At 40.6% G+C, this 24,795-nt stretch carries 24 protein-coding genes, 1 tRNA gene and 1 pseudogene; 21 read left to right on the top strand and 5 right to left on the bottom strand.

The genetic code is table 11. The features are described 5' to 3' along the window. Positions 1 to 6 precede the first annotated feature (6 nt). The 5 genes from dapB to secF all read left to right on the top strand — a co-directional run bounded on the left by dapB (position 7) and on the right by secF (position 4,906). On the top strand, positions 7 to 807 hold the full coding sequence (gene dapB, locus VGA95_02355) for a 4-hydroxy-tetrahydrodipicolinate reductase (GenBank protein ID HEX9665377.1): 801 nt from the start codon (positions 7 to 9) through the stop codon (positions 805 to 807). A gap of 72 nt (positions 808 to 879) precedes the next feature. Further along, the gene (gene tgt, locus VGA95_02360) at positions 880 to 1,992 is read left to right on the top strand and encodes a tRNA guanosine(34) transglycosylase Tgt (protein ID HEX9665378.1); all 1,113 of its coding nucleotides are present in this window, start codon (positions 880 to 882) and stop codon (positions 1,990 to 1,992) included. Positions 1,993 to 2,042: 50 nt separating this feature from the next. Continuing rightward, complete coding sequence (gene yajC, locus VGA95_02365; protein ID HEX9665379.1) at positions 2,043 to 2,369, top strand: preprotein translocase subunit YajC; 327 nt, start codon at positions 2,043 to 2,045, stop codon at positions 2,367 to 2,369. Continuing rightward, a complete protein-coding gene (gene secD, locus VGA95_02370) occupies positions 2,369 to 3,967 on the top strand; it encodes a protein translocase subunit SecD (GenBank protein ID HEX9665380.1) in 1,599 nt (532 codons plus the stop codon). Before yajC ends, secD begins: the two co-directional genes overlap by 1 nt. A gap of 24 nt (positions 3,968 to 3,991) precedes the next feature. Then, complete coding sequence (gene secF, locus VGA95_02375) at positions 3,992 to 4,906, top strand: protein translocase subunit SecF (protein HEX9665381.1); 915 nt, start codon at positions 3,992 to 3,994, stop codon at positions 4,904 to 4,906. Here the strand turns inward: secF and VGA95_02380 are convergent. Together VGA95_02380 and VGA95_02385 are read right to left on the bottom strand one after the other, a co-directional pair. Then, positions 4,903 to 5,280, bottom strand: coding sequence for a hypothetical protein (locus tag VGA95_02380; protein HEX9665382.1), 378 nt, complete (start codon positions 5,278 to 5,280; stop codon positions 4,903 to 4,905). The two genes, secF and VGA95_02380, sit on opposite strands and share 4 nt — an antisense overlap. A 10-nt stretch (positions 5,281 to 5,290) precedes the next feature. Continuing rightward, positions 5,291 to 7,120, bottom strand: coding sequence for a carbon starvation protein A (locus tag VGA95_02385; protein ID HEX9665383.1), 1,830 nt, complete (start codon positions 7,118 to 7,120; stop codon positions 5,291 to 5,293). A 301-nt stretch (positions 7,121 to 7,421) separates the two neighbouring features. Between VGA95_02385 and VGA95_02390 the strand changes: the two genes are divergently transcribed. From VGA95_02390 to gyrB, 7 genes are all read left to right on the top strand, one after another. Continuing rightward, complete coding sequence (locus tag VGA95_02390) at positions 7,422 to 8,873, top strand: amino acid permease (GenBank protein ID HEX9665384.1); 1,452 nt, start codon at positions 7,422 to 7,424, stop codon at positions 8,871 to 8,873. A gap of 115 nt (positions 8,874 to 8,988) precedes the next feature. Further along, the gene (locus tag VGA95_02395) at positions 8,989 to 9,495 is read left to right on the top strand and encodes a DUF456 domain-containing protein (GenBank protein ID HEX9665385.1); all 507 of its coding nucleotides are present in this window, start codon (positions 8,989 to 8,991) and stop codon (positions 9,493 to 9,495) included. Between the two features lie 113 nt (positions 9,496 to 9,608). Further along, positions 9,609 to 10,628 (top strand): phenylalanine--tRNA ligase subunit alpha, encoded by a 1,020-nt coding sequence (pheS, locus tag VGA95_02400; GenBank protein ID HEX9665386.1) that lies wholly within the window; start codon positions 9,609 to 9,611, stop codon positions 10,626 to 10,628. A 176-nt stretch (positions 10,629 to 10,804) separates the two neighbouring features. Further along, positions 10,805 to 11,122 (top strand): DUF2007 domain-containing protein, encoded by a 318-nt coding sequence (locus tag VGA95_02405; protein ID HEX9665387.1) that lies wholly within the window; start codon positions 10,805 to 10,807, stop codon positions 11,120 to 11,122. Positions 11,123 to 11,183: 61 nt separating this feature from the next. After that, a complete protein-coding gene (locus tag VGA95_02410; GenBank protein HEX9665388.1) occupies positions 11,184 to 11,714 on the top strand; it encodes a dual specificity protein phosphatase family protein in 531 nt (176 codons plus the stop codon). Between the two features lie 446 nt (positions 11,715 to 12,160). Next, positions 12,161 to 12,715: a dCTP deaminase gene (dcd, locus tag VGA95_02415; GenBank protein HEX9665389.1), complete on the top strand. Its 555-nt coding sequence runs from the start codon at positions 12,161 to 12,163 to the stop codon at positions 12,713 to 12,715. 167 nt (positions 12,716 to 12,882) lie between these two features. Beyond that, positions 12,883 to 15,348 (top strand): DNA topoisomerase (ATP-hydrolyzing) subunit B, encoded by a 2,466-nt coding sequence (gyrB, locus tag VGA95_02420; protein HEX9665390.1) that lies wholly within the window; start codon positions 12,883 to 12,885, stop codon positions 15,346 to 15,348. A 236-nt stretch (positions 15,349 to 15,584) separates the two neighbouring features. Here the strand turns inward: gyrB and VGA95_02425 are convergent, their stop codons facing one another. Then, entirely contained in the window at positions 15,585 to 16,013 is a 429-nt protein-coding gene (locus VGA95_02425; GenBank protein HEX9665391.1) for a thioesterase family protein, read from the bottom strand. A 154-nt stretch (positions 16,014 to 16,167) separates the two neighbouring features. On the opposite strand from VGA95_02425, the gene VGA95_02430 reads away from it, so the two are divergent. Continuing rightward, positions 16,168 to 16,719, top strand: a complete 552-nt coding sequence (locus tag VGA95_02430; GenBank protein HEX9665392.1) for a hypothetical protein — start codon at positions 16,168 to 16,170, stop codon at positions 16,717 to 16,719. A 64-nt stretch (positions 16,720 to 16,783) separates the two neighbouring features. Here VGA95_02430 and VGA95_02435 read toward each other — a convergent pair whose 3' ends face one another. Next, positions 16,784 to 17,839, bottom strand: coding sequence for an LLM class flavin-dependent oxidoreductase (locus VGA95_02435; protein ID HEX9665393.1), 1,056 nt, complete (start codon positions 17,837 to 17,839; stop codon positions 16,784 to 16,786). A gap of 162 nt (positions 17,840 to 18,001) precedes the next feature. On the opposite strand from VGA95_02435, the gene VGA95_02440 reads away from it, so the two are divergent. Both VGA95_02440 and VGA95_02445 read left to right on the top strand, forming a co-directional pair. Beyond that, a complete protein-coding gene (locus tag VGA95_02440; protein HEX9665394.1) occupies positions 18,002 to 18,226 on the top strand; it encodes a DNA-binding protein in 225 nt (74 codons plus the stop codon). Positions 18,227 to 18,305: 79 nt separating this feature from the next. After that, positions 18,306 to 18,380, top strand: a tRNA-Val gene (locus VGA95_02445). Positions 18,381 to 18,390: 10 nt separating this feature from the next. Here VGA95_02445 and VGA95_02450 read toward each other — a convergent pair. After that, entirely contained in the window at positions 18,391 to 19,989 is a 1,599-nt protein-coding gene (locus VGA95_02450) for a hypothetical protein (protein ID HEX9665395.1), read from the bottom strand. 186 nt (positions 19,990 to 20,175) lie between these two features. Here VGA95_02450 and VGA95_02455 point away from each other — a divergent pair, with 186 nt between their 5' ends. From VGA95_02455 to efp, 6 genes and pseudogenes are all read left to right on the top strand, one after another. Further along, positions 20,176 to 20,520: a GYD domain-containing protein gene (locus VGA95_02455; GenBank protein ID HEX9665396.1), complete on the top strand. Its 345-nt coding sequence runs from the start codon at positions 20,176 to 20,178 to the stop codon at positions 20,518 to 20,520. Positions 20,521 to 20,871: 351 nt separating this feature from the next. Beyond that, positions 20,872 to 22,677: a DNA mismatch repair endonuclease MutL gene (gene mutL / locus VGA95_02460; protein ID HEX9665397.1), complete on the top strand. Its 1,806-nt coding sequence runs from the start codon at positions 20,872 to 20,874 to the stop codon at positions 22,675 to 22,677. Between the two features lie 3 nt (positions 22,678 to 22,680). After that, positions 22,681 to 23,265, top strand: coding sequence for a D-sedoheptulose 7-phosphate isomerase (locus VGA95_02465; GenBank protein HEX9665398.1), 585 nt, complete (start codon positions 22,681 to 22,683; stop codon positions 23,263 to 23,265). A gap of 169 nt (positions 23,266 to 23,434) precedes the next feature. Next, positions 23,435 to 23,536: pseudogene (yacG, locus tag VGA95_02470) on the top strand (DNA gyrase inhibitor YacG). An 86-nt stretch (positions 23,537 to 23,622) separates the two neighbouring features. Further along, a complete protein-coding gene (locus VGA95_02475; GenBank protein ID HEX9665399.1) occupies positions 23,623 to 24,048 on the top strand; it encodes a ferritin-like domain-containing protein in 426 nt (141 codons plus the stop codon). Then, the gene (efp, locus tag VGA95_02480; protein ID HEX9665400.1) at positions 24,015 to 24,626 is read left to right on the top strand and encodes an elongation factor P; all 612 of its coding nucleotides are present in this window, start codon (positions 24,015 to 24,017) and stop codon (positions 24,624 to 24,626) included. Before VGA95_02475 ends, efp begins: the two co-directional genes overlap by 34 nt. Positions 24,627 to 24,795: the final 169 nt, after the last annotated feature.

Raw genomic sequence — 24,795 nt, forward strand, 5'->3', positions numbered from 1 at the left:
TCAGAAATGATCAAGGTTTTGGTAACGGGTGCTGCAGGGAGGATGGGTAGACAAATAGTTTCATTGTTGCTTCAAGAAGATGATATTGAAGTCGTGGGTGCCACGGAAGTGGAGGGTCATCCTTCCATTGGTAAAGATGTTGGGAAAATCATAGGGATGGGGAAAATCGATGTCCTTGTCTCGGATAATCTTGATAAAGCGGCTTCCGAGGCTGATGTGGTAGTGGATTTTACTAATCCCCGAGCTACTCTTGATGCTGCAAGTTATGCCTCATTGAAGGGAAAGCCAATGGTTATAGGGACTACAGGTTTTAGTTCTGACGAGAAAGTAAGGCTCGAGGAACTTGCTGGGAAGTTCCCCTGCGTAGTTTCCCCCAACATGAGCATTGGAGTGAACGTAATGTTTGAAATCACAAAGAAGCTGGCTGAGTTATTGGGCAATGAATTCGATGTCGAGATTATAGAAGCTCATCACAGGCAGAAAAAGGATTCCCCGAGCGGTACAGCGATTAGACTGGGAGAAATTGTTGCAGAGGCTACGGGTAGGGATTTTAGTGATGTGGCTAGATTTGAAAGACATGGCCATGTTGGGGAAAGGGGACTGAATGAAATCGGGATCCAGGCTATACGCGGAGGAGACATAATTGGTGAACATTGTGTTTTATTCTGTGGCAATGGAGAAAGGGTTGAACTAACTCACAGAGCAACTAATCGTGATAATTTTGCAAGGGGTGCTATCCGAGCCTTGAGATGGATAATAGGAAAACCTCCCGGAATTTACACAATGAGAGATGTATTGGGGATATAATACAGGGGAGAGTGTGAGCGGGTTTTAAATGATTCCTTTCACATAACTTATTCGAACTTCCATTCTATTCAAATGTTCAGATTTGAAATCCATAATAAGGACAGATGCACCGAAGCCAGGAATGGTATGTTTTATACTAATCACGGAACTGTGGCAACGCCAGCATTTATGCCGGTGGCAACTCACGGAGCTGTAAAAGCTATGACATCCAATGAGATTGAGTCTATTGGATTTGATATATTGGTTGTAAACGCTTACCACATATATTTAAGACCAGGACACTCCATGATCAAAAAAATAGGAGGAATGCATGAATTCATGTCCTGGAAACATCCAATTTTAACAGATAGCGGCGGTTTTCAGGCGTTGAGTCTCTCAAAGGTCAGAAAGATTACAGATGATGGAATAATTTTTCAATCACATATAGATGGGAGCAAACATTTTTTAACACCCGCAAAATCAATAGAGATTCAAGAGGCGCTGAATGCGGATATAATGATGTGCCTTGATGAATGTCCTCCATACGATTCCAATTACGAATATATCCGCAATTCAGTTAAGTTGACAACAAGTTGGGCTAGGATGTGTAAAGAGGCAAGTAATGACCGTGATGACGCACTTTTTGGAATAGTCCAGGGTGGTGTTTTTCCTGAGCTTAGGCAGAGATCGGCGGCTGATCTCCTCGAAATTGATTTTGACGGTTATGCAATCGGAGGGTTAGGTATAGGTGAATCAACGCATAAGACGTTTGAAATGGCTGAAATATCTGTTACAAACATACCGTTTGAGAAACCAAGGTATCTCATGGGATTAGGGTCACCAGAGGATATGGTTGAAGCGGTTTCTATGGGTATTGATTTGTTTGATTGCGTTGTGCCTACAAGAAACGCTAGGAATGGTACTGTCTTTACAAATCAGGGAAAACTGGTTATAAAGAATTCCCGATACGTGGAAGACGAATCCCCAATTGATGAAGAATGTGATTGTTACACTTGCAAAACATTTTCAAGAGCCTATCTAAGGCATTTATATATGACCGGAGAGATACTAGCGATGAGACTCCTCACTTTTCATAATCTTTATTATTATTCCACTTTGATGCAAGAGATCAGGGGATCATTAATCAAAGGTGAATTCCATAGTTTTAAATCTAAATTTAAATGTAGGGGGGATCAAGTAGATTGATAAATTTTATCCTGATTACATCGATAGTCGTTTTTCTTCTTGGGTGTCCAATGCAGCCAGGTACTGAGGGGGGCAGTGGTTCTCAAATCACGGCGTTTCTCCCCTTCATTCTCATATTCGTAATTTTTTATTTCTTGATTCTTAGACCTCAGCAGAAGCAGGGTAAACAAAGACAGGAGCTGCTTAAGAGTATAAAGAGGGGGGATGACGTTATTACGTCCGGTGGACTGTATGGCAAGGTGTTGAATATAGTTGATGATGTAATAACACTTGAGATAGCAAAGGGTGTAAGTGTTCGTGTTTCGAGGGCTGGAATCTCAGGGTTAGCAGGAACTAACGGTGGAGATGGAAAGACAAAAGAGGAGAAATCTCAATAATGAATAGGGTATCAAGAACGTGGATAGCCATAATCTTAATGATAACAGCGCTTTCAATAATACTTTTAACACCAACGTTCTTGGGTGATAATCTTCCGAGTTGGTGGGGGAAGGTATTCCCAGATAAAGGTATCAGGCTTGGGCTTGATCTGAAGGGAGGAGTTTTCTTGCTCCTAGGTGTTAGAGCAGATGAAGCTGTTGAGCACGAACTCACTAACATGAAGGATCTGATAAGTGAAGCCTTGAATAAAGATAAGATTCTTGTAAAGGGTTATGATAAAAACGATAAAACCCTCGTAATAGATTTTTTCACAAAAGGTGATCTTGATAGGGCGAAAAAAATAGAGGATGACTATAAAGATATAGCAAACGTGGATGAAGATGGTTTATCACTGAAACTCACACTCAGAGATGGTTATATTACAGAGTTGCAGAGGAGGGCAATAGATCAAGTTAGGGAGGTCATTGAAAATCGAGTTACAGAGTTTGGCCTGGTTGAACCATCTATACAACGGGCTGGCACCGACAGAATCATTATTCAAGTACCTGGTGCATCTGCGTCTGATAGGGAACGGATAATCAATATCATTAAGCGAGAAGCTGTGTTGGAGTTTAAGATAGTTGAGGATGCCGGTCCTTCAAAGGAAACGTTGCTGGCTAAGTATGAAGTATCGACACCTGAGGGGTTAATTGAGAGGGAGCTTAAGCTACATTCGGGCGAGACGGGAAATGAAAACGAGAAATTCTTTGTCACCGAAAATGAGGCTCAGGTCACTGGACAATATCTTGCAGATGCAAGGTTGACATTTGATGAGTTTGGCAGACCAGCGGTAGGATTCAATTTTAGGGGAGAGGGTGCGAGTAAGTTTGGGATCCTAACTGAAAAAAATAAAAATCGAAGACTTGCTATTGTACTTGATGGTGTTGTTAAATCAGCTCCCGTGATAGAGGAAAGAATTACATCTCAAGGAATAATCAGGGGGAGTTTTACGCTCGATGAAGCAAAGGATCTGGCGCTGGTTCTTCGTTCGGGAGCACTTCCTGTTCCTGTAAATGTGGAGCAGGAGCGCACGGTTGGACCTTCACTTGGTAGAGATTCAATCGATAAAGGGACACTTTCCATGATCGTTGGTGCGGCCCTAGTTGTAATATTCATGGTTGTCATTTACAAGTTTCAGGGTGTAATCGCAAATATTTCACTTGCGCTTAATATGCTCTTTATCATGGGATTTCTCTCGGCATTTGGGGTTACATTAACGCTGCCGGGTATAGCTGGGCTTGTCCTCACCCTGGGAATGGCGGTGGACGGGAATATAATTATTTTTGAACGGATGAAAGAGGAGATTAGAGTTGGGAAATCTCCTCTAGCTGCAATAGATGCTGGATACAGCAGGTCTCTATGGACTTTGTTGGATGCTAATATTACCACTCTTCTTACCAGCCTTATTCTATTCTGGTTCGGGACAGGTCCGATTAAGGGTTTTGCTGCTACCCTGTCGATAGGAATTGTATCTACCGTATTCAGTAATGTTATTGTTGCTCGAATGATAACTAATTTTTTCTATGCCGAGAAGAGGGCTGCCTCTTTGAGCATTTAGATAAACATCGGAGGTTCACATCGTTTGGAGATACTATCTGATACACATGTAGATTTTGTTGTGAAGATGAAAAAGGGGCTAGTCGTCTCCCTGTGTTTAATCATAATATCACTCTTATCACTCATATATCATAAGGGGCCGAATTGGGGTGTTGAATTTATTGGCGGAACAGAGCTACAAATTAAGTTTCCGAAAAAAATTCATTCTGATGGGCTAAAGTCCACCTTAAAGGATGCCGGATATCCAGCTGAATCTATTCAGGGCGTGGGGCTATCTGGAGATAATGAGTACTTAATTAGGTTTTTACCCGATGTTGTCGATTTCCAAAAAATTCAGGAATTTCAAACCAAGCTCAGTGATATGTCCAAAAATCTTCCCATCTTTGATGGAGCGTCGGTACTTAGATTAGATTTTATAGGTCCTAAGGTCGGAAAGGAGCTAATAGAGAAGGCAATATTCTCAATTTTATTGGGCTGTGTTGGCATACTTATTTATTTGATTTTTAGGTTTGAATTCGCGTTTGCTTTGGGAGCCGTAATCGCGCTTATACATGACACTGTGATCACTTTGGGAGCAGTTTCTATCACAGAGAAAGAGTTTACACTTACTATAGTAGCTGCACTCCTTACTATTATTGGATATTCTGTAAATGATACAATTATTATTTTTGACAGGATAAGGGAGAACTTAAAGAGAACTAAGGAAAAGAGTTTTATTAACATCGCAAATGAAAGCCTTAACCAAACTCTTTCTAGAACGATATTAACTGGGGTAACGGTTTTTCTCGTATTAGTTCCACTGTATTTCCTCGGGGGATCTGTAATCCATGACTTTGCATTTACGTTGATTGTCGGTGTCGTAGTTGGAACATACTCTTCCATATTTATGGCCAGCGCGTTCGTCATATTCTGGCGGTATAGGAAGGGTACACTTACCTAATGGCGTCCTAATTCGTTAGATATCTCTTCGATCGAAGGCACCCTACCCACGCCGACTGGTTTACCATTTGCTATTACAAGGGGCACGGCATATAGGAACAGAATAGTTCGAATGGCGGGGGAAAAGGACGGGTTGTATTTTAAAACATCTGCTAACACCCTTGGCATCAAGAAAAAATATGCTTTAGGTTCGATCTGAATAATCTCAACCTCATCCTCTCCATATCTCTCCCTTATTTCTCTATGAAGCCTTCCGCATTCTTCTGCTGTTTTCCGAATGCTTTCATAGGACCGGTCTTTTGCCCCAAACGCAGACATCCCACCTGAACAACATATACAGCCCACAAAAACATCACTTTCTCTAACGATTATCACAGATGATTTTCTAATTTGATACCACCTCCTCAGTTGAAACGCGAACCACTTTTTTCCCGAGAAACAATGCTTTATACCAGCTTCTAAACGAGTCTAGAAGAATTATAATTGCACAAATCATTATAGTTGATGTAAGTATTGAATTCACATATCCCTGAATAGCGAAACCCTCCTGTTTGGATAGTGGAAGAAAATTATCTTTAATGCTCATCCATCCTGCAGTAAGCGTAGTTGCCATTACAAAAGCCATTGGAGCCATCGTAACCCATGCGTATCTCACTTTTCCTAGATTGATAATAAATGTTGTACCAACACAAAGCGCAATACCTGCGAGAAGTTGATTAGCGGTCCCGAACATTGGCCAGAGAGTGCTAATAGTTCCTGTGAAGACGAAATATCCCCATGCGCAGGAAATAAGGAGGCTGGAGATTATGGTCGATGGAAGGTGATTAACCCTTTCAAAGGGCTTATAGAATTTCCCACCAAACTCCTGGATCATAAACCTTGCAACCCTCGTACCGGTATCGATTGTAGTAAGTATGAATAGAGCCTCAAACATAATAGCAAAGTGATACCAGTAATCCATTAGATGCTTCATTCCGGGGATTGATGTAAAAATCTGTGCCATACCCAGAGCTAGAGACACTGCTCCCCCCGTTCTACCAGCCAAGCTTTCTCCGACTTGATTTGATAGCTGATTTAGATTTACAACACTAAGTCCCAGTTTTTCAAACACCCCCGGTGGAACGTTAATGGCGAAATAGTCACCGGGGAAAAGTGCGCTTGCGGCAATCAGGGCAAGAATTGCTATAAATCCCTCGATCAACATTGAGCCGAATGCTATAACTTTGATGTCAGATTCTTTTGATACCATCTTTGGAGATGTTCCTGATGCCACAAGAGCGTGAAAGCCAGATATCGCACCACAGGCGATTGTAATGAAGGCAAATGGGAATAGGGTTCCTGGAATTATGGGACCACCACCATGAATATAGCCGGTTAGTAGAGGCATCTTTAACTCTGGTTGAACTATGATAATACCTACTGCAAGGAATAGGATCGTTCCAATCTTCATAAATGAACTAAGATAATCCCTGGGACAAAGTAGCATCCAAACGGGGAGCACGGAAGCTATAAATCCGTATATGAGTAAAAAAAGGGTTATCTTCGGCTTGGAAAAAGTGAAATAGGTTGCAAGAGAGGAGGTCGCTATGTCTTTTCCAAATACGACTGCGAGGATGAGGAATAAAACCCCTGTTATAGTTCCTTCCGCGATTCTTCCCTTCCTGAATCTGTACATGTAAAGTCCCATGAAAAGGGCGATAGGTATAGTACATCCTATTGTGAATACGCCCCATGAGCTTTCAGCAAGGGCATTGACAACTGCAAGGCCTAAGCCTGCAAGAGCAATCACCAAAATGAAAAGAACTGCGATTGAGGCTATGATTCCAGAGAGTGGACTTATTTGAATCCTAGCAATCTCTGCCAGTGATTTTCCTCCATGCCTTACAGAGGCAAAGAATATAATAAAATCGTGAACCGCTCCGGCAAGTACAACACCGATCAATATCCAAAGATAACCAGGAAGGACTCCGAACTGTGCGGCTAGTACCGGACCAATTAATGGTCCTGCGCCAGTTATAGCCGCAAAGTGGTGGCCGAACAGAACCCATCTGTTTGTTGGATAGTAATTCTGGCCATCGTACATTGTATGCGCGGGGGTTTTTCTCGAGTCATCGAGTGCAGCAACCTTTGCGGCGATAAATCCATGATAGTATCTGTAGAAAATAACCATTATACATATTGCGCCAACAACGAGAGGCATAGCATTTATGGTCACAGAGGTTAATTCTCCTTAAGAGTAATCTTTATAAATATACCACTAAGTAATTTAATCTTTACATAATTTTCAGGATATAGAAATTCTTCATATTTTTCCTATTTGTAAATAAGTGAAGCAGTATTAAACCCAGAATATATTATATAAAAATATTGAGACTAGCTAAATTTTTGAACTCACCACCACTCTTAGTAATTGTTTTAATTATAATCTTTCATTATATTGTTACGCTCATATAAAATGTATTTTTTATTATGAATAGTTGACTGACACTTCTTAAGATCAGGGAAGTAATAAATTTATGTCTAAGGGAATTTTTGTCAAGAAATCTATCGGTGAGCTAGTAAATGGAATAGATGACGGAGCGCATAGTTTGAAGCGTGCTCTGGGTCCTTGGAATTTAGTTAGTCTCGGTCTTGGAGCTATCATAGGCGCCGGTATTTTCGTGTTGACAGGCCAGGCGGCAGCCCAGTATGCAGGTCCCGCAATTACGCTTTCCTTTGTGCTTTCAGGATTTGGATGTGTGTTCGCGGGTCTCTGCTATGCAGAGATGGCTTCGATGATCCCAGTTGCTGGCAGCGCCTATACCTATGCCTATGCAACTCTGGGTGAGTTCATTGCTTGGATCATCGGATGGGACCTTATTCTGGAATATCTGTTCGGTGCATCCACTGTGGCTGTAGGTTGGTCTGGATATGTCGGGAGTTTTTTAAGAGACTTTGGCGTCTTGATCCCTGAACAACTTTCAAAATCCCCCTTTGCTTATGATCCACATTTGGGTTGGATTTCCACTGGTGCATTCATAAATCTACCAGCTGTATTCATAATCGCTGTAGTTACGATTCTCTTAGTGATCGGTATTAGGGAATCCGCTGCATCAAACAATTTGGCTGTATTAATTAAGATCTTTGTTTTGCTTCTTTTCATCGGTGCGGGTCTTTTTTTCATTAATGGTGAGAACTGGAAACCCTTCATACCGCCAAATGTGGGAACTTTTGGTCACTTTGGTTGGAGTGGTATTTTAAGGGGCGCCGGGGTTATATTTTTTGCCTATATCGGATTTGATGCCGTTTCAACTGCGGCGCAGGAGACTCATAACCCACAGCGTAATATGCCTATTGGGATCCTGGGATCCTTGGGGATTTCAACAATTTTGTATATCGTTGTGGCGTTGGTGTTAACGGGTGTTGTGAAATTCGACAAGTTGCTCGTGCCTGACCCTATTGCAGTTGCTGTAGATTCTATTGGTTCACAGCTTTTCTGGTTGAGACCCTTTATTAAAATCGGGGCGATTGCTGGGCTTAGTTCAGTGATTCTTGTCTTGCTCATGGGACAGCCTCGAATATTTTATTCTATGGCTAGAGATGGTTTAATCCCGAAGGTTTTCGCTAGCGTACATCCCAAATTTAGGACTCCTTATGTTACGACTATTACTACGGGAATTGTTGCCGCATTCTTTGCAGGTCTATTCCCCATAGGTGTGTTAGGTGAACTAGTATCCATCGGAACATTGCTTGCGTTCGCTATTGTAAGCGTTGGTGTTTTGGTTCTTCGTTACACCAATCCGGAATTGCCTCGTCCCTTTAAGACTCCTCTGGTGCCTATCGTCCCAATATTGGGCGCTTTAGTAAGCTTATTGCAGATGTTTTCACTGCCATCTAATACCTGGATACGTCTAATTGTATGGATGGTTTTAGGGCTGATTATTTACTTCTTTTATGGTACCAGACACAGTTTAGTTAAAAGAAAATAAAAAAATGCTAATTCAAAAATTCCTATTGCTGGATTAAGTAGCATATTAATCCAGTAACCTTTAATTAATTTTGATATATTTCAGGTTGTGCTAATATTACTAGTCTTTTAAGGAAATGGATTATGTAGTCTTTTTTCTTTTTATAATTGTGGCATTTGCTGGGCTTTTTTCGATTGTTTTGGGTTTTCCGGGAAATTTCATTATCTTCGCAGGTTCGTTATTTTATGGATGGTATTGCGATTTCAAGGGAATTACATTAGAAGTTCTCTTGTTACTTCTTATATTAGCGATCTCGGCGGAGGTTTTGGAGTTTATCATAGGGATAGCCGGTTCAAGAAAACATAGGTCCAGTAATAGGGCGATAATTGGTTCAATTATGGGTGGAATAATAGGTGCTATATTTGGTGCACCTATTTTATTTGGAGCAGGAGCGATATTAGGCGCATTTATAGGAGCATTCATCGGTGCATTTATCGTTGAATTAGTGAGCAGTAAGGGATTCGATCAGGCCGTGCAATCTGGTTGGGGAGCATTTCTAGGACGAGTGGGTGGAACGATCACAAAAGGGATAATCGGAATCACGATGATTTCAATAGCGGTTTTCTCAGTGATTGGAGATTAAAAGACGAATTTAGATGTCAGAAGTCAGGATCCGGGAGAAAAAATAAACGAATGGACTGTGGAACCAATTTCTGGCTGCGTACTTCTGGATGCCCACTTTATAAGGTGTAAAGCGTGAGAGAAAAATTAGAAGAAATAAAACAACAAGCGGAAAAGGACCTTGAAACGGTAAGTGATGAAGTAAATCTTCAGAATTTAAAAGCCAAATATCTTGGTAGATCAGGGACTATTACAGAGCTTCTGAAGGGGTTGCGAACTGTTCCGCAATCCGACAGGCCTGAAATGGGTAAGCTTTTAAACGAGCTGAAGCTAGATATAGAGAATGGATTTGAGAAAAAGCTAAGATCGATAAAGGAAGACAAATGGAATAAGGCTCTCTTCAAGGAACGATTGGATGCGACACTACCAGGTAGAGGATTTCATATAGGTGCTAAGCATCCAGTAACACAGGTAATGGAGGAGATCATTGGCATCTTTGAAAGAATGGGGTTTCAGGTCGAGGAGGGTCCTGAAGTCGAATTAGATTATTATAATTTTGAAGCACTGAATATACCCCGCGATCATCCAGCGCGGGATATGCAGGATACATTTTACATCTCCGAAGGAATAGTACTGCGGACCCATACCTCACCTGTACAGATAAGGGTGATGGAAAGGCAAAAACCTCCTGTGAAGATAATTGCACCGGGAAAGGTTTATAGATGCGATAGCGATGTATCGCATACTCCGATGTTTCATCAGGTAGAAGGACTTCTGGTTGATGAACAGGTGACGTTTGGAGATTTAAAGGGAGTTCTGACCGAATTTGCAAGAATTGTGTTCGGTGAAGATCTAAACGTCAGGTTCAGACCAAGCTTTTTCCCTTTTACTGAACCTAGTGCTGAATTGGATATAGAATGTGTAATTTGTGGGGGTAAGGGATGCAGGGTATGTAAGGATACTGGCTGGCTTGAAATTCTAGGTTGTGGTATGGTTGATCCTGAGGTTTTTAAGAGTGTAAATTATGACCCTAGTAAATGTAGCGGTTTTGCATTTGGTCTCGGAATAGAAAGGATCGCAATGCTAAAGTTTGGAATAAACGATATAAGGTTGTTTTTTGAGAATGATATCAGGTTTCTCAGGCAATTTACTTGATATCGTATTATAAATGCTTTAGTTATCTGTAGCACAATGATTAAAGCTAGGACCTTCTGACGGGCAAGAAAAATGGGTGCTGGATGAGAGATAAAGGAATCGTTGTGTTATAGAGCATATGTTCATTCGATTTAATGCTTAATAGAAATATAGATTGTTCAGGATAAAGTCGTAATATGAAAAAGGTTTATAGCTCGACGGATACAATGTTCCTCGGTCACTTACGTAATATCCTTGAGAATGAAGGAATTCCGTGTGAAATTCTTAGGGATCATCTCTTAGGGACGATTGGCGGGCTTCCCCCAGTGGAGTGCTGGGCGGAGCTTTGGGTTATTGAGGACTATCAATTTGAAAAAGCTCAATATATAGTCGAAAAATGCATGGAGAAACCACGCGAGAGTACTAAGGATGTTTGGGCATGCAAAAGGTGTGGGGAGGAGATTGAGGCGCAATTTATGGAATGCTGGAAATGCGGGGTCGGTAACTACGATTAGAATCAGCCAAACATGCATAACAATCTTCGTTTTTGGCATTTAATTTAAGTCGTAATGTAGCATGTTAAGAGTCATCTGTTGGGTCTATGCACGATTGCTTTTCTATCCAACGCTTATCTTAAATGTACTTCTGTGTAAGGTCCTTGGGCTCAGAAATTGGTATGATCGGATTGACGAATATGTAATTCTTGGTGCGCTTCCATGTAAAGACGATGTGCCCAGGCTCAAGAGGATGGGGGTTAGGGCGGTCCTGAACGTTTGCGAGGAGTATTCAGGCCCTGAAGAGGCATATGCAGCGACGGGCATAGAACAGCTGAGATTACCGACGATTGATTATACTTCTCCTTGCTTGTCAGCGGTTCGTCAGGGAGTTTGTTTTATTGAAAAGTGTGTTTCAAGGGGTGATCTAGTATATGTTCACTGTAAGGCTGGACGCGGTAGGAGCGCAACAATAATATTGTGCTGGTTGATTAAGGCCAAGAAAATTAAACCACATGAAGCAATGGATTTTCTATTGGAAAGGCGTCCACACGTGAATAAAAAACTCGATAAAAGAAAGGTTGTCGGGGAATTTATTGCAACAGAGTTGTGACAATAAAATCAAATCTAAATAATTAATCACATCTTTAATATTGTAATCGAGATTAATCCGCGATTTAATCGGGATTGGAAAGTCCCTCTATCGATTTTATTTAATATCATCACCGATGACTATAATTTTATGTTTTGTTGCGGAGGACTTTAGTCCTCCATTGTTGAAAGTAGGATTGCGTACTCTTTTTTGTTATTATTGATAAATGTAGGAACTGATGCTCTCATCAGTCCGAATATTATTTTAATGCCCGTTTGGGAAACGGGCGCTACGGTTATAATAAACTATGTACATATGTGTGGATATTACCATTTGTAATTTTAGAAATATGCATCTTAACAGTTGGGACATTTAAAGGGGAAATTGAGTAACATCTTTAACTATGGTAGTATGCCTCTATTTTTATTGCCTAATATCTTTCGAAAGAATAAAGAGAGGAGCCTCATATGGGAGTCAAGCCCGATCACTGGATCAGAAAAATGGCCCTAGAGCACAGGATGATTGAACCATTTATCGAGGCACAGGTGTCAAAGGGTGTCATATCTTATGGCTTGTCAGCCTATGGTTATGACATCAGGGTTAGTGATGAATTCAAGGTTTTTACGAATGTTTATAACTCGGTTGTTGATCCAAAGGGTTTTGATGAAAAGTCATTCGTATCTATAAAATCAGATGTATGCATGATCCCTCCAAATTCTTTTGCATTGGCGCGGACGGTCGAATATTTCAGGATACCCAGAAGCACGATAACTATTTGTTTGGGAAAGTCCACATATGCACGTTGCGGGATTATTGTGAACGTCACACCATTTGAGCCCGAATGGGAGGGATTTGTAACATTGGAGATATCAAATACGACTCCGCTTCCCGCAAAAATCTATGCAAATGAAGGGATAGCTCAGGTCCTGTTCTTTGAGGCTGATGAGGTATGTGAAGTTTCCTATGCGGATAAAAAGGGTAAATATCAAAAGCAAATAGGCATAACCCCCCCAAAGCTATAGTGCCATTTAGTTACAAGTTTTTTTTCGATGAGTTTTGTTTTGTATATCAATTATTTGAATTAGAATTCACTTCTATTTTTATCATTAAACTCCCTTATTTTATGTACTTATATAACCCTTCATGGTATACTTAATAAGGTTTTGTCCTACTTATGGAGTTTGCCTGATTGGAAGTTAAAAAAGAATCCCAAGACAAGATATATATAGAGGAAGATAACTCTTATACTGCAGAGTCAATAAAGGTACTTCCCGGCCTACAGGCTGTTAGAAAACGCCCGGATATGTACATAGGTGATACCAGCACGAGAGGGTTCCATCATCTCGTATTTGAGGTTCTTGATAACAGCGTTGACGAGGCACTCGCAGGTTACTGCGATGAAATCAATGTTACAATCCATGTCGATGGGAGTATTACAGTTGAGGACAACGGAAGGGGAATCCCTGTCGATATACATGCGGAAACCGGAAAGGCGGCAGCTGAAGTGGTAATGACCAGGCTGCATGCGGGTGGGAAATTTGAGGGAAAGGTTTACCGGATCGCTGGTGGTCTCCACGGCGTAGGAGTCACAGTAGTGAATGCCCTATCCGAGTATTTGATTCTTGAAATAAGAAGAGATGGTCATGTCTGGTATCAAAAATATGAGCGTGGAGAATCTCAAGGGGATCTTAAAGAATCAGGAAAGACCAGCAGAAGTGGTACAAAGATAAGGTTCAAGCCAGATCCTCAGATTTTTGAGATTAGCGAATTTAATTATGATACACTTGGCCATAGAATAAGAGAGCTAGCGTTTTTAAACAGTGGCTTAAGGATTAAGTTGATCGATGAGCGCGATGGTAGGGAGCAAGAGTTTTACTATGAGGGTGGTATCCGTGCATTTGTAGAAGAGCTAAACAGGAATAAGAAGACACTTCACCCCGATCCTATATACGTTTCTGGAGAAAAGGATGACACTATAGTGGAGGTGGCACTCCACTACAACGATGGCTACACCGAAACTGTCTTATGTTATGCAAACAACATCAACAATATCGAGGGAGGCACCCATTTAACGGGATTTAGAGGAGCTCTCACGAGGACCATAAATAAATACGCTGAAGACAAAGGACTTCTTAAGAACGCAAAGGTTTCACTCAGTGGTGAAGATACGAGGGAGGGATTGATAGCGGTTATAAGCGTGAAGCTCCGTGACCCTAAATTCGAGGGACAGACAAAGACAAAGCTTGGAAATACAGACGTTAAAGGCATTGTAGAAACGCTGCTTAACGACAAACTGGGGTCCTTTTTTGAAGAAAATCCTTCTGTCGCAAGGAAAATCATTGAAAAGACAGTAGACGCTGCGAGGGCAAGAGAAGCGGCCAGGAAAGCTCGGGAGCTTACAAGGAGGAAAAGCGCTTTGGAGTCTGGTTCACTTCCGGGAAAGCTTGCCGACTGTCAGGAGCGTGACCCTCAGCTTTGCGAATTATTCATAGTTGAGGGAGAGTCTGCCGGTGGTTCTGCCAAGCAGGCTAGGGCGAGATATAATCAGGCTGTCCTTCCGCTCCGTGGAAAGATATTGAATGTTGAAAAGGCAAGATTCGACAAGATGCTCAGCAATGAGGAAATAAGAACCATGATTACTGTCCTGGGAACAGGTATAGGAAGTGAGGACTTTGATATATCTAAGTTGCGCTATCACAAGATCATACTCATGAGTGATGCGGATGTTGATGGTTCGCATATCACAACACTTATACTCACCTTTTTCTACAGACAGGTTCCGGAGATTATAGAAAAGGGGTATCTCTTCGTTGCGCAACCTCCACTTTATCGAGTAAAACATGGAAAAGAAGAGAGATACCTTACCGACGATATTGAATTTGAAGATTACTTGCTTCAGATTGGAACAGAGGGTGTGTCGCTAAGGGTCGATGAGAACGGTCATGTCAAGGAGATAAAGGGTAACCGTCTACTTGAAATAATAAAGAAATCCATTTCTTATGGAAAAATTCTTGAGAGGCTTGGTAAGTGGGGAAGGGATAGAAGAATTGTTGACGCATTCTCCCGTAGAAAGGGATTTAGAAAGACAAATTTGAAGGTCGGTAATGAGTCTGAACTCGATCTTCATTTGAAGGATATAAAGGAATGGATTGAAAAGCGTTATCCGGAGATTCATTCACTCGATTGGGAACTATCAGAAGATGAAGAGCATAATGCGTCAAGGATTATTTATAGTTTCAAAGACAACGGCAGAAGAGGAAAAACTGTAATTGATTTTGACTTTGTAAACTCTCCAGACTTTAATGAACTTAAAAATATTGCTGATGGTATACACCAACTTGGTAACCCGCCCTTTACAATACTCCAAGATGAAAAAGAAACCAAGGTCGAAAACCTGAGGGAACTTACCGACTATATCCTCTCTTTGGGTAAGAAGGGGATGTTCATACAAAGATACAAAGGTCTTGGAGAAATGAATCCGGAGCAGCTCTGGGAAACGACCATGAATCCTGAAACGCGCATCCTGAAGAAGGTTAATATAGAAGACACATTTCAGGCCGATCAGATTTTTACAATTTTGATGGGCGATCAGGTAGAACCTAGAAAGGAATTCATCGAGAAGAATGCCCTGAACGTCACCAATCTGGATATTTAATTTCTAATCAATAATCCATTACATGTCATCACGAGTTTAACGAAGCGATCTTCACTTCTGTTGGGAATTGCTGTGTTGATGATCCCGAATCGATCCTGACCTCCATTGGGGCCCTGTATCGTAAAATTTCTTTTCATATATAGAGTAGAGACATGCCATGGCATGTCTCTACAAATATTCTGCGATGCCCGATCGAAAGATTCAAGAACAAGATTTTGATAGGATATCCAAAATATTCATTTTATTTGGAAAAGCTTTTTAAATTTGCGCGGTACTCGGGTTACCTTTCTTTTCTTGTAATCGAAAAACACCATGCCGGTTTTGACCCTGGCAATCTCTCTTTTTGTCTTCTTCTCTGTAATTTTGTAGACTAAATCGAAACCGTATTTATTAAATACACCTATCGCTATTTCAATTTTCATAACTTCTCCCCAGAATGCTTCTGACTTATATACTATTATGGCGTCGGAAATAATGAGGCCGGCGCCATAAACATCCATTTCCGTAAATCCGTGCTTGGCTAGAAACCTTACCCTTGCTTCATGGGTTAAAGTGAGGACGGAATCATGACCAAGATGCCCGCCATAGTTTATATCACTTACGCGTAACGGAATTTCCGTGGAAAAGACAAACTTCTTCGGTAGATCCAATTGAACCCTTGGCATGTTTTTACTTTAATTTGTTAGTCGCGGATTATCATACATGAATTATCCTGATTTAAAATGTAAATGAATCATTATTTGTTTTATTGTTAAAAAAAGGGTTTTTTTATTTTATATTTGATACTAAAATAATTAATATTTATAAGGAGGGTTAATTATGAATAAGGAAGGAAAGAGCCTCTCCTCCCTGAAGGCTTTTTTCGGAAAACTTGTAAGAATTAGTTTCTTCGATCTCGGAATTGAAAATGAAGCAAACATCGCTTCATATTTAACCGATTTACTTTCAGATTTTGCGAGAACAGAGAGGCTGTATAAATTTAGGGATTCTGAGGGAAGAAAAATTCAAACTGTAGTGGAGATGCTAATTAAAGATCAAAGTGAATCACAGGAAAGACCTGAATGGGAAAGGGAAATCAGAAAACACATTGGAGATTTTACCCTTTTTATATCAGGCATCTTCAGAGATTATGTGACTAATGGCTCCTATCTTAACTATTACATGAATGAGGGTGCCAAATCCTATCATTTTGTCTCAAGATTTGACCTTGAGAAGGGTCGAGGCAATCCGATTGTATTCAGCAAACTTTCAAGGAATTTTGAATTTTACTCTGGTGCCCTAGACTACATGCGGAGGGTATACTTTAAGTCGGGAAAAACGAGCGATCCATTCTCGACCTTCGCAACTCAAATTTCTAATATCAAGCATTAAGGTCCCATGTAAATAATTCTGGATGATTTTATTTGATCGTACTTGTAAATGGCTGAGTAATACATTAGCCCTTGTCCCTAAAATAGGGGAGAATCTCTTTTGACAAAGTTTTAAGCGAAGCTTTTCGGTCCGGACTGAAGTCTCTGAAAATAAAGTGTGTCACGCCTACTTCTGTATACTTTTCGATTTTTTTGATTGCATCCATCTTCGAGCCAGATATAACAAAATCCTCGACTATATTCCTGGAGTAATATTTCGCTCCCATTTCCCTAAATCTTCTAATCATTTCCGTATCATTGGGCATTATCTTTGTGTACTGCAGATCCTTATATTCGTCGGAGATTTCGATATCATATCCCGCCTCCTTAAGCAACTCAGGCCAGATAAGGGCATGCTTTACAGGTTCTAAGGTTTTATAGGCTTTATCTTTATCATCGGCAATTGACAGGAATATATATATGCAATTGTCAAGCGCTCCTATCGTTTTATCCCTTAATTTCATGCCTTCCTTTACCTTATTTAGCTTGACTGAAAAAAGATTTGGCGGCATGGCGTTTGTAACCCACCCGTCACCGTATTCACCCGCTAACTTAAGTGCCCTGGGTGCAGTAGCAGCGACGTATATTGGAATTCTCCTATCCTTAAATGGCCTTATTCGTAATTCAGCTTTGGATAGTTTGTAAATTTCACCATCAAAATCCACTGGCTCTCCCTTCCATAGGGAACGCATTATCTCTATTGATTCCTTTACACGAGTTAGGGGTTTGTTCCACTTAATACCATATGGATCAAGATTCATCTTTTCTCCATATCCTACACAGACAAATATTCTCCCTCCTGAAATGTGATCCACCGTAGCAAGGCGATGCGCAAATATAGCCGGATGAATCCTGTGGGCGTCACCGATCGTACCCATAATTATCCTTTTTGTTTTCATACTTGCGGCTGTAATAACAGACCATACCTCTGGAGTTAATGTCTTTGCCATGAAAACAACATGATCCGGGAACCAGATGGTGTCAAAATCCGCTTTTTCAATGTTATTCGTTATTTTAATTAGATTTTCGACCGACTCCCCAGGCACAGGGCTTGCGATTCCAAAGGTTATCTTTTCTGACATATTTTATATACTCCGTTGATTACCTTTAAAAGGGTTTATTATACGACATTTCATTTATTATTTATTAAATATTTTTGCTTGATTTTCCAGAATGTTAAGTTATTATTCCTACTCAAAATAAAATTCCTATGGATAAGGAAAGAGGCGGAGGTAGATCACAAAATGGAAAAGATGGAAAAAGAACACGTGAGTAAGCATGTTGATATCGAATCTAAGAGGTTTTTCTTCGACGTAAAGGAAAACCATAAAGGAAAGTATTTAAGGATAACTGAGCTGAGTGGTGGTAGATCATGTATAGTGATACCGCTTGGCGGTATAAAGCTTTTTAGGGAAAGGTTGGTAGAAATAATAGACGAAGCCGATAAGCTTCTTGACATTGAAGAGTAGTATCCAACCTCAGAAATGGGAAAAGCGGTGGCCCGGGGTTTTATCTTAGTATTAACACTCTGTTGATTTCTTATTTCAGGGGCGGTTAACTCAGTGGAAGAGTGCCATCCTCACACGGTGGAAGTCACTGGTTCAAATCCAGTACCGCCCACCATATTTCAATCCTACTCGACGGCTGTAGCATCTACTACAGTTACTTCTACCACTTGGGGGATTTCGCTCAACATACCTATTTCAACGTTCTTGAATTCTCGTTCACTATGAGGCGGCAAGGCTTCATACAGTGTGATTTTGTGCGAACCCATTGGCGTTTTACCTTGATATAGGTAGAAGGCAACTTCAAGTTGAATACTTGAGTAAGTTATTCCGCTAATGTTTTCTAGAGTTAGTGTACTGAGTTTCCCCATAGTTTGTGGAACTCCGCCTCCACCCAACTTGAAATCTTTTACAACAATATCCCTTTCAGGTATGGGAACGAATTCCTCTTCTTCATCATTTTGACCTTCTGAACTTTTACCAACCTTAGCCGCTTTGGTTGCTTCTTTTTCCGAGGTCGTCTGTGAACCAGAGGAACTATCTTGATCATCCCCTGAGGATGATTTGGGACTGGTTTGAAAAGAGTATTCGGTCCCGAGGGGCGTTCTTGTGATTCCGCTGTACGTAGGCGAGATAAATTCTTCGTTTGATTCGCTAAGGATTCTCTGCTTATACCTATCAACCAGTGAGATTTGCGGAGCATCTTCTATTACAGGTTTATCGAGAACCTCTTTTCTGTAGCGCTCGGCAAGCGATAATTTTTGTCCTTCATCGACCTTGGTTGAATCAGGTACCTGAGATATCTGAGTTTCTTCTTCAGAGATTTCTTCTGAGGGTTCGGTCAGCCCACGTTCCTCCCTGTATCTTTCGGCAAGGGATTTCTTTCTTGTTCTTGTCTCAGTTTCATCACCCTCAATATCTATGGACTCCCCCTTCTTAGCGAGCCTGTATTTTGCTTCTTTTACTGAAATCTTATCGGCGTCAATCACCGTTATTAGTACTTCTTTTGCATCAGGGTGTCTGAATCCAACATTTATACCCTTGTAAGTTCTAGTGTTCTTTGCAGGCAGAATGTCGTGGATCACCGCTCTACTCGTATATCCCTTAGTACCAGTTTCCGGGCCGGGCACCCCTAGATACTGCACCTCTATTCCGATGTTTGAATAGTTGTTTTTGCTGGTATTATCTAATGTTATATCCTTCAATATTCCTTCGGTGCCATACCGGCCCCCCGACCACTGCCAATTCTTAACAACTATTACGTCCTTTGGCTGTCCTGGGGTTCCCTTTTCTAACATCTCTGCCCCTACTACATTTACTATGGTTTTTTGAAGCTCCGAATGCATTATTCCAAAGTTGATATTTTTAAATGTTTTCGTCGTTCCGCTCTGAAGAACATCATTTATCGTAGATCGCAGGGAGCCAAGAGGGATGTCGTTTTGGGTGTAAAAGTTTGCCTCTATCTCAATGTTTTCGTAATCATTATTACCTATGTTTTCCAATGTTATTTCATCGATTATGCCGGGTCGTCCCATACCTCCTGAGTTCCACTTATAATCCTTAACCTGTATAACCCTCTTGGGGGATTCCTGATCTTTTGATTTAGCAAATCCGATCTGATAGCAAGGAGTGGAAAGGAGTATTGTAAGGAACAGTGTGGATACGAGACCGTAGGTAAGTCCAATAGATTTTGCTTTAAATTTAATTATTGAATAGAAGAAATTCATAAAGTCTCCACCGATACGCCAAGTATTAAAGTTAGAGTATACATAAATCATGCTGAAATAGTAGTTAATCCAAAATTACTATAAGTCTGAGAGCCTATAATCAGACCAAAAAAAGCTTGATTCGTGGTGCAAAAAAATGTTATAAGTATGATTGATGGTAAATAACGTATAATGGAGGTTTGATTAATGGCTACCTATATACTTTTGAGTAAGCTAACGCCAGATGGTAGAAGGACAATAAAAGAAAGGCCAGGACGAATTATAGAGGTCGATAAGGAAATAGAAAAGATGGGAGCAAGGGTTGTTCAACAATATGCTACTTTAGGACCTTACGATTTTGTGAATATAGTTGAGGCCCCAAATAATGAAACAATAAGTAAGGTGTCAGTAGACCTATGTGCACGGGGTACAGTAGAAATAATGACACTAGCGGCAATTCCCATAAATACATTTATCACCTCACTAAAGAAGGTTAAAAAGTCAGTGGCTAAAGGAGCAAAGAAGGCTAAGGCTTCTAAAAAAGCCAAATAGTAATCCTGGCTGACGAGTTATAGATACAGATACCTATCGTCCAAAGATGAGGTAAACCGGTGAACGTCGGGGTAAAGAAAATTAATGTCTTGAACGGGCTAGTTTGAATCAATATCGATGTTAACAAGGTTTTTGACTTAGGACTGGTAGTGTGTCAATAGCATTATTTTCGCCTTTTCACAAACCCGGTCTATGAAATTTATTCTTTTAGTATTACTATATTATGATTTAATTCAATTACTGGTTGCATGTTCCATTTCAGATTTAAAGGCGGATCTCATCTGCAATTATACAAGTATTTTCATTCGTTTTGACTCATAAATTTCTATTATGTAAACTGGCATTCAACTAATGGGAAATATTAGGATTCTGCCCGATTCTGTGGTTTCAAAGATAGCTGCGGGTGAAATAGTGGAAAGACCCTCTTCTATTGTTAAAGAGCTGGTAGAGAACGCTCTCGATGCTGGAAGTACGCGCATAAATATTGAATTAGGTGCGGGGGGTAAGAGGTTTATCAGGGTATCGGACAATGGTTTAGGAATGAGCAGAGATGATGCACTTCTCTCACTTGAACGCCATGCCACTAGCAAGCTTAAAAGTATAGATGACCTGCATACTATCAGTACGCTTGGGTTTCGTGGCGAGGCGCTTCCGAGCATCGCAGGGGTTTCTCGATTCTCAATCACAACGAGGACAGAGGGAGAGATTGTCGGTGTCAGGATAGTTGTCATGGGAGGAATCATAAAAAGTGTCCAAGAAACTGGCTGTCCGCAGGGCACTTCTGTTGAAGCAAGAGATATTTTTTATAATACTCCACCTAGACTAAGATTTATGAAGACTACTGACACAGAACTCAGAAATGTTCTTGATGTTGTTCAAAGAGAGTCTTTGTCTCGACCCTATGTAAGGTTCGAGGTATCGCATAATGGCAAGGATATTATCTGTCTTCCTGAAAGAGGTTCTATTGAAGATAGATTACCTGACATTTTCCCAGAAACCGCTCTCTATAGAGTATATATGGAAGTTGATGGGATATTGATCCATGGATTTATGAATGGTCCCGATGATTCTAGATCAACTACGCAAAGATTATACATTTATGTAAACTCCCGCACAGTTAAAGATAGGATTCTTACAAGAATGGCTATCGACTCATATGGAACGCTATTGGAAAAGGGGAAATTCCCACAGGGGATTCTATCGATTGATCTTCCTTATCAGGAAGTTGATGTTAACGTGCATCCAACTAAAAATGAGGTTAGATTTAGAAAATCGAATTTCATAGGGGACTCGATCAAGGCTGCAATTTTTGCAATGCTCAGGAGTGCTCCGTGGATCAAGGGTTATCATAATAGGATCGAGAATGCGGTAAATAGATTTTATGAGAAGAAACGGCATTTTGAAACCCGGGCTGTAGATAGTGATCGAAAAGCTTTTCATCGTCAAGGCGTGGATGACCAGCCAGAACATGGGGACATGCCAAAATTAGAACCAGATAATATAACGTTCCATAAGAGAGCCGAGACTCGCCCCATAAAGCCTCTTACACAGAGTGCATTAAGGGTGGAGGGCTATTTCTCCAGCCTAAAGATCGTAGGACAGATCGGGGAGCTGTATATAGTCTGCGAATCTGGAGAAGGGATGATACTTATAGACCAACACGCCGCACATGAAAGGTTAAATTATGAAAAACTAAAAAGGGCTCAGTCAGAAAATGGTAGACAAGAAAGACAGAAATTACTACTCCCAATTACTCTTGAATTATCGCCTTATGAGGCGCGTATTATGGAGGAGCACTTGGAAGAGTTAGAGAACCTAGGAATCGAGATTGAGGAGTTCGGTAAGGATAGTTTTGTTATCAGATCGATTGCATCCATGCTTGAACCTACAGATATCAAGGGACTTATCAAAGACATTTTGGGAGAGATAGCGTCAATGGATAAGGAAAAGACTCTTACAGAGAGGCTGGACAACATAATTGCGACTATAGCTTGTCACTCATCGATTCGTGCTAGTGAAAGGTTGAACCATCAAAAGATTATTGCACTGTTGGGACAGCTCGATAGAGCCGATTTTCCACATTCTTGTCCTCATGGAAGGCCAGTTGCAAGGGAGATTTCATTTGAGGAGTTAGATAGAATGTTTAAGAGAACATGAGAGATGAAAGAGCACATAATTTCACGACTAAGGGAAAGTGCTGAGCTCAAACTTCGTTTTGCAAAGGAATCTGTAAATGATATAGTTGAGGCTACTAAAATTATTCAAAAATCATTTAAGTCGGGGGGTAAGGTTCTAATATTTGGAAATGGAGGGAGTGCTGCAGACGCACAGCATATTGCTTCGGAGTTTGTCAATCGGTTTTCTAAAGATCGGAAACCCTTTTCGGCAATCGCTCTTACTACAGATACATCCCTACTTACGTCAATAGGGAATGATCGTTCATTTAATAGTATATTCTCTCGCCAAATTGAAGCGCTTGGAAGGAAAGGCGATGTGGCTTGGGCGATATCGACAAGCGGAAAGTCAAAAAATGTTGTTAGTGCGTTAGAAGTGGCAAAATGTGTAGGGCTCAAAACAATTTTCTTAACGGGTTCTGAAGTCGGTAAAATCGGGGACTCGGTTGATTGTTTAATCAAGATTCCTTCAAAATCAACTCCTAGGATACAGGAATTACATATTACCGTAGCACATATTATTTGCGAATTGGTTGAAGAAGATTTATCAAGTCCAAAGGAGACTTCTTGATTTCCGGAGATAGAAAATGGTAAAGATCAGTCTGTTTTATTACGGGGGGAAAAAAGCTGTAAATCTGGCCCTAAACTGACTCGGTTTGATACTTTCATAATATCAGACGTTGCCATTCTGATTTTTTTGTCTCTTTTAAATTACAAAACATATGACATAATTTCAAAATATGATTGCGAACTGTCCAAAATGTGGTGAGTCTACTACTTGGGAGGGAAATGATTGGCGACCGTTTTGTTCACGGAGATGTAAACTGATAGATCTGGGTTCTTAGATCTCCGAGGAGTATGTAATTAATGACAGGCTCCAAACGGGAGAGGATACTGAAGGGGAAATAGAGATAGAAGAAGAATAAAAATGAAATCAGGTAGTATTCTGAAGCTTGTTTATGTTTCAAAAAGAATGACGATAGGGGTCTATGAGGCATTATCCACCAATAGGTATGCGGATGACCTTGAAATAGCGGTGTTATTGCGAGAAGAAGGGAAGCATACGATGATGACTGCTAAGATGCTTGATGAACTTGGAATAGAAACTCCAAAGAGGGGTGGAGAGTTGGCAGAGAGGTTCGGAGAGACAGTAGGTAAATTCTCAGCGGTATTGGGATCAAGAGGATTGTGCTTTTTTATGCAATTTGGAGAAGAAGCCGAACGGTTATTCTTAAAGGCTGCGTCTGGTGTTTGTAAGAATCGAAATGACAGGAAAATATTGGATCTTATAATCTATGATGAAAAAAAGCACGTCAATTGGTGGAGAAAACAATTACTACTGAGGAGGCATTAAACCTTATGGCTGTGGTCGATACTAGTCGATTTTATAAGGGTCTAAAGATAGAGTATGAAGGTGAAATATGGGAGGTGCTGGAATACCATCACTCTAAGATCGCTCAGCGAAGTCCTGTGGTTAAGACAAAGCTCAGGAATATAATCACGTCTTCGGTACAGGAAAAGAATTTCCGTTCCGGTGAGACATTTGAAGTACCAGATATGGAGAGAAAAGCAATGCAGTTTCTGTACAGAGATGAAATAGGCTATCACTTCATGGATTCGAAAACTTACGATCAGCTTAGTCTGAGTAAGGAATTGGTTGGAGAATCGGCCAGGTTTCTGAAGGAACAACAGGAAATAATCGTAGTATTCTATAAAAATGAACCGATTGGAGTAGATCTTCCTGTAGCCGTTGAGATGGAAGTGGTTAAAACAGAACCTGGGGTGAGGGGAGATACGGTGTCAGCGGGTACCAAACCGGCTACACTTGAATCTGGGGCAACAATTTCAGTTCCCCTTTTTATAGAGGAGGGAGACGTAATAAAAGTCGATACGAGGAGCGGAGTTTACCTGGAAAGGATAAAAAAGAAATAAGGTTCATTTATAATTTCACCAAGAAAATTTGACTCTGATATCTAAATCTTAGGTTCTTTCAATTAAGATATCCTTTGAAATCGCCCTCCTAATTTTTGAGATAATATTTATTGTCAGAAATCAATAACCGAACATTGATCGGGATCCAATGGTACTCCATAATTATCTA

The organism is Thermodesulfobacteriota bacterium, assembly GCA_036397855.1.
In the GTDB taxonomy this organism is placed as follows: Bacteria; Desulfobacterota_D; UBA1144; order Nemesobacterales; family CSP1-2; genus DASWID01.